We start from the raw sequence: 1,504 nt of genomic DNA on the forward strand, positions 1-1,504 counted from the left end.
GGCCAGTGGACCAAGGGCAAAAGCTGCGACACATTCGGGCCGATCGGCCCGTGGCTGGTGACCAAGGACGAGGTGAAAGACCCGCAGAACATCCCGATGTGGCTGAAGGTCAACGGCAAGACGATGCAGAACGGCTCGACCAAGACCATGGTCTATGGCGTCGCCTACCTGGTTTCCTATCTCAGCCAGTTCATGTCGCTGCATCCGGGCGACATCATCTCGACCGGCACGCCGCCCGGCGTCGGCCTCGGCATGAAGCCACCGGTCTTCCTGAAGGCCGGCGACGTTGTGGAGCTCGGCATCGAAGGACTGGGCATGCAGAGGCAGACGTTCAAGGCGGACGTATAGGCGCTCTTCCTTCTCCCTTGTGGGAGAAAGGTGGATCGGCGCGCAGCGCCGAGACGGATGAGGGGTTCTGGAAGAAACGCGGCGAGAAAACATCGAAGGATGTTAGTCGCTTACGCCTTCAGCGTAGCGATCCTTCCAACCCCCGTCATCCGACCGAGCTTCGCTCGGCCACCTTCTCCCACAAGGGGAGAAGGGGAGTCGGCACCAGCTACTTCAACACCTTCCCATCCGCCCCGAACCGGTACGTCTTTGCCGGATCCGGCGTCGCATAAAGCGTAGCACCAGGCTCGGCGTTGTAGACGCCAAAAATGCGCACGGTGATCAGCCCGGCCTTCTCGCAGTCGAGATAAAGGTTGGTGTCGGCGCCGAGATGCTCGGCATGGACGACCGTGCCTTTCCAGGCGCCGGATCTCGCATCGACGGTCAAATGCTCGGGACGGACGCCGATGGTCTTCGCCGTCTCGCCAAGCCTGGCGCCGTCGACGAAATTCATCTTCGGTGAGCCGATGAAGCCGGCGACAAACTCATTCGCCGGCGAATTATAAAGCTCCATCGGTCCGCCGATCTGCTCGATCTTTCCGGCGTTGAGCACGACGATCTTGTCGGCCAGCGTCATCGCCTCGACCTGGTCGTGGGTGACATAGATCATCGTCGCCTTCAGCCGGCGGTGCAATTGCGCGATCTCCAGCCTGGTGTTGACGCGCAGTGCTGCATCGAGGTTGGATAGCGGCTCGTCGAACAGGAAAAGCTTGGGCTCACGCACCACGGCACGGCCGATAGCGACGCGCTGGCGCTGGCCGCCGGAAAGCTCGGCCGGCCGCCTTGCGAGATAGGGCTCCAGCGACAGCATCGAGGAAGCGATGCCGATGCGGCGGTCGATCTCGGCCGCCGGCGTGCCCGCCTGCTTGAGGCCAAGTCCCATATTGTTCTTCACCGTCAGATGCGGGTAGAGCGCATATGTCTGGAACACCATGGCGATGCCGCGCTTGGCCGGCGGGGTTGCGGACACGTCCGCCCCGTCGATGACAACCCGCCCCGAGGTCGAATCCTCCAGCCCGGCGATGACCCTGAGCAGCGTCGACTTGCCACAGCCGGAGGGGCCGACGAAGACGACGAATTCGCCATCGGTCACTTCGAGGTTGATGCCCTTCAGCAC

Annotated in this window: 2 protein-coding genes; one reads left to right on the forward strand and one right to left on the reverse strand. The window is 62.7% G+C overall.

What is annotated here, in order from left to right:
* Positions 1 to 348, forward strand: a 348-nt coding sequence (locus EOA86_RS34225; RefSeq protein WP_164892309.1) for a fumarylacetoacetate hydrolase family protein, incomplete at its 5' end; no start/stop codon positions are given.
* A gap of 208 nt (positions 349 to 556) precedes the next feature.
* Here the strand turns inward: EOA86_RS34225 and EOA86_RS34230 are convergent.
* Positions 557 to 1,504: ABC transporter ATP-binding protein (locus EOA86_RS34230; protein WP_164892310.1), on the reverse strand; the 948-nt coding region annotated here is incomplete at its 5' end.

Origin of the sequence: Mesorhizobium sp. M5C.F.Ca.IN.020.32.2.1, from assembly GCF_004023105.1 — a bacterium.
In the GTDB taxonomy this organism is placed as follows: domain Bacteria; phylum Pseudomonadota; class Alphaproteobacteria; order Rhizobiales; family Rhizobiaceae; genus Mesorhizobium; species Mesorhizobium wenxiniae.